Consider the following 6,183-nt stretch of genomic DNA (forward strand, 5'->3'; position numbering starts at 1 on the left):
AACCCCGGGCCGTCTCCCTCCTCCGCCTTGGCAGGGCACGCGCCTGACGACGCTCAACGGGTTCTGAGAGGATTGATCTGACGTGGGTATCGAGGAGAAGCTCCCCGCAGGGGTACTGCTCTCGACCGTCGAAGGCCTCGCCGGCTACATGCGCAAGGCCTCGTTCTGGCCGGCGTCCTTCGGTCTGGCCTGCTGCGCCATCGAGATGATGACCAGCGGCGGGCCCAAGCACGACCTGGGTCGCTTCGGCATGGAGGTGTTCCGCGCCAGCCCCCGTCAGGCCGACGTGATGATCGTCGCCGGCCGGGTGAGCCAGAAGATGGCGCCGGTGGTCCGCCAGATCTACGACCAGATGCCCGAGCCCAAGTGGGTGCTCGCGATGGGTGTGTGCGCCAGCAGCGGCGGCATGTTCAACAACTACGCGATCGTCCAGGGCGTCGACCACATCGTCCCGGTCGACATGTACCTCCCCGGCTGCCCGCCGCGTCCGCAGATGCTGATCGACGCGATCCTCAAGCTGCACGACAAGGTCCAGCACACCAAGATGGGTGCCCACCGCGCGGCCGAGATCGAGGAGCTCGAGACCGAGGCGCTCAAGGCGCTCCCGACCTCCGACATGAAGGGTCTGCTCCGGTGACCGACGAGTCCAGTGACGTGAAGCCGGGCCCCGACGGGCCCGAGCAGCCGGCCACCGGCCAGTCTCCCGAGAACGTCCCCGCTCCCGCGGGCCAGGTGCACCAGGTCGGCGAGCGGCACGGGATGTTCGGTGTCCGTGGCACCGGCGACACCAGCGGGTACGGCGGTCTCCAGCAGGCCATCGTGCTCCCGGGTGACGCCCAGCGTCCCTACGGCGGCTGGTTCGACGAGGTCGCCGACGCGCTGGTGGCGGCGGCCCACGACGCCGGTGTCGAGCTGACGGCCCCGCGGGTGGTCATCCACCGCGGAGAGATCACCTTCCACGTGCGCCGCGAGGACCTCCTGGCGGTGGCGAAGGTGCTGCGCGACGACGAGCGGCTGCGCTTCGAGTTCTGCGCCGGCATCAGCGGGGTGCACTACCCCGACGACACCGGGCGCGAGCTGCACGCGGTCTACCACCTGCTCTCGATGACCTACAACCGGCGCATCCGGCTCGAGGTCACCGCGCCCGACGCCGACCCGCACATCCCGTCGATCGTGTCGGTCTACCCGACCAACGACTGGCACGAGCGCGAGACGTTCGACATGTTCGGCCTGGTCTTCGACGGCCACCCCGCGCTCACCCGCATCCTCATGCCCGACGACTGGCCGGGCCACCCCCAGCGCAAGGACTACCCGCTGGGTGGCATTCCCGTGGAGTACAAGGGCGGCACCGTTCCCCCGCCCGACCAGCGCAGGAGCTACAACTAATGGCTGATCAGGACCTCTACTCCGGCACCAGCGAGACCTCCGAGGGCCGGGTCTTCACGGTCACCGGGCAGGACTGGGACTCGATCGCCGACGGCCTGGCCGAGGAGGAGGGCCAGGAGCGCATCGTCGTCAACATGGGTCCCCAGCACCCCTCGACCCACGGCGTGCTGCGGCTGATCCTCGAGCTCGACGGCGAGACGGTCACCGAGGCCCGCGCGGGCATCGGCTACCTGCACACCGGCATCGAGAAGAACATGGAGTACCGCTCCTGGACGCAGGGCGTCACGTTCTGCACCCGGATGGACTACCTGAGCCCGTTCTTCAACGAGATGACCTACGTGCTCGGCGTCGAGCGGCTGCTCGACATCGAGGACCGGGTGCCCGAGAAGGCCCAGGTCATGCGGGTCCTGCTCATGGAGCTCAACCGGATCTCCTCCCACCTGGTCTGCCTCGCGACCGGTGGCATGGAGCTCGGCGCGCTAACCGTGATGACGATCGGCTTCCGGGAGCGCGAGCTCGTGCTCGACCTGTTCGAGCTGATCACCGGCCTGCGGATGAACCACGCGTTCATCCGGCCCGGCGGCGTCGCCCAGGACCTGCCGCCGGGTGCGCTGGACGAGATCCGCGGCTTCATCGCCCTGATGAAGAAGCGGCTTCCCGAGTACGCCGCGCTCTGCAACGAGAACCCGATCTTCAAGGCGCGTCTGGAGGGTGTCGGCCACCTCGACCTGGCCGGCTGCCTGGCGCTGGGCCTCAGCGGGCCGATCGTGCGCAGCACCGGCTATCCGTGGGACCTGCGCAAGACCCAGCCCTACTGCGGCTACGAGACCTACGACTTCGACGTGCAGACGTGGGACACCGCCGACTCCTACGGCCGCTTCCGGGTGCGCCTGAACGAGATGTGGGAGTCGCTGCGCATCATCGAGCAGGCCGCGGACCGGCTGGCGGGGCTGGACGGTGCGCCGGTGATGATCGACGACAAGAAGATCGGCTGGCCCAGCCAGCTCGCGATCGGCAGCGACGGGATGGGCAACAGCCTCGACCACATCCGCCACATCATGGGCGAGTCGATGGAGGCGCTGATCCACCACTTCAAGCTGGTCACCGAAGGCTTCCGGGTGCCGCCCGGCCAGGCCTACGTGCCGGTGGAGTCCCCACGTGGCGAGCTCGGCGCCCACGTGGTCTCCGACGGGGGGACCCGGCCGTTCCGGGCGCACTTCCGCGACCCGTCGTTCACCAACCTGCAGGCGACCAGCGTGATGGCCGAGGGCGGCATGGTCGCCGACGTCATCGTCGCGATCGCGTCCATCGACCCTGTGATGGGAGGCGTCGACAGATGACGCTGTCCACCGAGACGTACGCCGAGCTCCGCGAGATCGCCGCACGCTACCCGGAGCCGCGCAGCGGGCTGCTGCCGATGCTCCACCTCGTGCAGTCCGCCGAGGGCCGGATCACGCCCGAGGGCATCGAGGCCTGCGCCGAGCTGCTCGGCGTCACCGCCGCGGAGGTCAGCGGCGTCGCGACGTTCTACACGATGTACAAGCGGCGCCCGGTCGGCGACTACCACGTCGGCGTGTGCACCAACACCCTGTGCGCGGTGATGGGCGGCGACGCGATCTTCGAGCGGCTCAAGGACCACCTCGGCGTCGGCAACGACGAGACCACCGAGGACGGCAAGATCACCCTCGAGCACGTCGAGTGCAACGCGGCCTGCGACTACGCCCCGGTGGTGATGGTCAACTGGGAGTTCATGGACAACATGACCCCCGAGACCGCGATGCAGATCATCGACGACCTGCGCGCCGGCAAGGAGGTCCACTCGACCCGCGGCCCGCGGATCGTCACCTGGCGGGAGGCCGAGCGGGTGCTCGCGGGCTTCCCCGACGGGCTCGCCGACGACGGGCCGGCCGCCGGCCCGGCGTCGCTGGTCGGCCTCGGCCTGGCCCGCGAGCGCGGCTGGACGGCACCCTCCTCGGACGAGGGCGGCGAGCAGAAGGGGCAGAACCAGTGACGGACGTGCTGACTCCGGTCCTGACCGACAACTGGGACCAGGAGCGCTCCTGGACCCTCGCGTCCTACGCGGCCCGAGGCGGCTACCGCACGCTCGACAAGGCGTTCGCGATGACGCCGGACGCGGTGATCGACGCCGTCAAGGAGTCCGGCCTGCGCGGCCGTGGCGGCGCGGGCTTCCCGACCGGCATGAAGTGGGGCTTCATCCCGCAGGACAACCCCCGGCCCAAGTACCTCGTCGTCAACGCCGACGAGTCCGAGCCGGGCACCTGCAAGGACATCCCGCTGATGATGGCCAGCCCCCACACGCTGGTCGAGGGCGTGATCATCAGCTCCTACGCGATCCGCGCCAACAAGGCGTTCATCTACATCCGCGGTGAGGTCCTGCACGTGATCCGCCGCGTGCAGCGGGCGGTCCAGGAGGCGTACGACGCCGGGCACCTCGGCACGAACATCCACGGCTCGGGCTACGACCTCGACATCGTGGTGCACGCCGGCGCCGGCGCCTACATCTGCGGCGAGGAGACCGCGCTGCTGGAGGGCCTCGAGGGCCGCCGCGGCCAGCCGCGCCTGCGCCCGCCGTTCCCGGCGGTCGCCGGCCTCTACGCGAGCCCGACGGTCATCAACAACGTCGAGTCGATCGCGTCGGTCCCGAGCATCATCGCCAACGGGCACGCGTGGTTCGCCTCGATGGGCACCGAGAAGTCCAAGGGCGTCGGCATCTTCTCGCTCTCCGGCCACGTCAAGCGGCCCGGCCAGTACGAAGCGCCGCTGGGCATCACCCTGCGCACGCTCATCGACCTGGCCGGCGGCATCCGCGACGGCCACGAGCTGAAGTTCTGGACGCCCGGCGGCTCCAGCACCCCGCTGCTGACCGCCGAGCACCTCGACGTACCCCTCGACTTCGAGGGCGTCGGCGCGGCCGGCTCGATGCTCGGCACCCGTGCCCTGCAGATCTTCGACGACACCACCTGCGTGGTGCGCGCGACGCTGCGGTGGACGGAGTTCTACAAGCACGAGTCCTGCGGCAAGTGCACCCCGTGCCGCGAGGGCACGTGGTGGCTGGTCCAGGTGCTGGCCGCGCTGGAGAAGGGCCAGGGCACCGAGGCGGACCTCGACCTGCTGCTCGACCAGTGCGACAACATCCTCGGCCGGTCGTTCTGCGCCCTCGCCGACGGCGCCACCAGCCCGGTCGCGAGCTCGATCCAGTTCTTCCGCGACGAGTACGTCGCGCACCTCACCCACGGCGGCTGCCCGTTCGACCCGGCGGCGGCCACCCTCTTCGCGACAGCCGGAGCCCAGGTATGACGAGCACACCCGAGAAGGCCGGGGTCGACACGGTCTCCGTCACCATCGACGGGATCCAGGTCGACGTCCCGAAGGGCACCCTGGTGATCCGGGCCGCCGAGCAGATCGGCGTCCAGATCCCACGGTTCTGCGACCACCCGCTGCTCGCGCCGGTCGGCGCCTGCCGCCAGTGCCTGGTCGACGTGCCCGACGCTGGCAACGGCCGGGGCTTCCCCAAGCCGCAGGCATCCTGCACGCTGCCGGTCGCCGAGGGCATGGTCGTCAACACCCAGGCCACGAGCCCGGTCGCGGACAAGGCCCAGCAGGGGATCATGGAGTTCCTCCTGGTCAACCACCCGCTGGACTGCCCGGTCTGCGACAAGGGTGGCGAGTGCCCGCTGCAGAACCAGGCGATGTCCAACGGGCGCGGCGAGAGCCGGTTCACCGGCGTCAAGCGCACCTACCCCAAGCCGATCAACATCTCCGCTCAGGTGCTCCTCGACCGCGAGCGCTGCATCCTGTGCGCCCGCTGCACCCGGTTCTCCGAGCAGATCGCCGGCGACCCGTTCATCGCGCTGATCGAGCGCGGCGCGCTCCAGCAGGTCGGCATCTACGAGAAGGAGCCGTTCGAGTCCTACTTCTCGGGCAACACGATCCAGATCTGCCCGGTCGGCGCGCTCACCAGCGCCGACTACCGGTTCCGCTCGCGGCCCTTCGACCTGGTCTCGACCCCGTCGGTCGCCGAGCACGACGCGTGCGGCTCCGCGATCCGGGTCGACCACCGGCGCGGCCGGGTGATGCGCCGGCTCGCCGGCAACGACCCCGAGGTCAACGAGGAGTGGATCACCGACAAGGACCGGTTCGGGTTCCACTACGCGACCGAGCCGGACCGGCTGGGCTACCCGCAGGTCCGTGACGAGGACGGCTCGCTGCGTCCCGCGTCGTGGACCGAGGCCTTCGCCGTCGCTGCCCGGGGCCTGCGGGCGGCCGGCGCCACCGCCGTGCTCACCGGCGGCCGCGTCACCGCCGAGGACGCGTTCGCCTACAGCAAGTTCGCCCGGGTGGCGCTCGGCACCAACGACATCGACTTCCGCGCGCGGCCGCTGTCGGCCGAGGAGGCGTCGTTCCTCGCGGCCGAGGTCGTCCTGCGCGGCCCCGGCAACGGTGGGGTGACCTACGGCGACCTCGAGGACGCCAAGACCGTCGTCCTGGTCGGGCTCGAGCCCGAGGACGAGGCCGGCATGATCTTCCTGCGGCTCCGCAAGGCGTCGCGCCAGGGCACCCGCGTGGTGGCCATCGCGCCGTACGCCTCGCGCGGACTGGCCAAGATGAACGGCCAGCTGATCCGGACCGTCCCCGGCGAGGAGACCGCCGCCATCGAGGGCCTGGTGTCCCACGCCGAGCACGGCATCGACGCCACCGCGGTGATCCTCGTCGGCGAGCGGCTGGCGACCGTGCCCGGAGCGCTCAGCGCCGCGGCGGGTCTGGCCGCGCGCACCG

Annotated in this window: 6 protein-coding genes; all 6 read left to right on the forward strand. The window is 70.5% G+C overall.

All coding sequences use genetic code 11. From position 1 onward, the window contains the following. The first annotated feature begins 82 nt into the window (after nt 1-82). Nucleotides 83-637, forward strand: coding sequence for an NADH-quinone oxidoreductase subunit B family protein (locus VGD85_RS03130; RefSeq protein ID WP_331061988.1), 555 nt, complete (start codon nt 83-85; stop codon nt 635-637). Then, nucleotides 634-1,386 carry an NADH-quinone oxidoreductase subunit C gene (locus tag VGD85_RS03135; RefSeq protein ID WP_331061989.1) on the forward strand — a complete coding sequence of 251 codons (753 nt, stop codon included), beginning with the start codon at nt 634-636 and terminating at the stop codon, nt 1,384-1,386. The genes VGD85_RS03130 and VGD85_RS03135 overlap by 4 nt, the downstream gene beginning before the upstream one ends. Then, a complete protein-coding gene (locus tag VGD85_RS03140; RefSeq protein WP_331061990.1) occupies nt 1,386-2,726 on the forward strand; it encodes an NADH-quinone oxidoreductase subunit D in 1,341 nt (446 codons plus the stop codon). The genes VGD85_RS03135 and VGD85_RS03140 overlap by 1 nt, the downstream gene beginning before the upstream one ends. Beyond that, nucleotides 2,723-3,397 (forward strand): NADH-quinone oxidoreductase subunit NuoE, encoded by a 675-nt coding sequence (nuoE, locus tag VGD85_RS03145; protein WP_331061991.1) that lies wholly within the window; start codon nt 2,723-2,725, stop codon nt 3,395-3,397. The genes VGD85_RS03140 and nuoE overlap by 4 nt, the downstream gene beginning before the upstream one ends. Next, nucleotides 3,394-4,704 carry an NADH-quinone oxidoreductase subunit NuoF gene (nuoF, locus tag VGD85_RS03150; RefSeq protein ID WP_331061992.1) on the forward strand — a complete coding sequence of 437 codons (1,311 nt, stop codon included), beginning with the start codon at nt 3,394-3,396 and terminating at the stop codon, nt 4,702-4,704. The genes nuoE and nuoF overlap by 4 nt, the downstream gene beginning before the upstream one ends. Continuing rightward, nucleotides 4,701-6,183, forward strand: a 1,483-nt coding sequence (locus VGD85_RS03155) for an NADH-quinone oxidoreductase subunit G (RefSeq protein ID WP_331061993.1), incomplete at its 3' end; no start/stop codon positions are given. The genes nuoF and VGD85_RS03155, both read left to right, overlap by 4 nt.

It is taken from the genome of Nocardioides sp., assembly GCF_036401255.1.
Taxonomy (GTDB): Bacteria; Actinomycetota; Actinomycetes; order Propionibacteriales; family Nocardioidaceae; genus Nocardioides.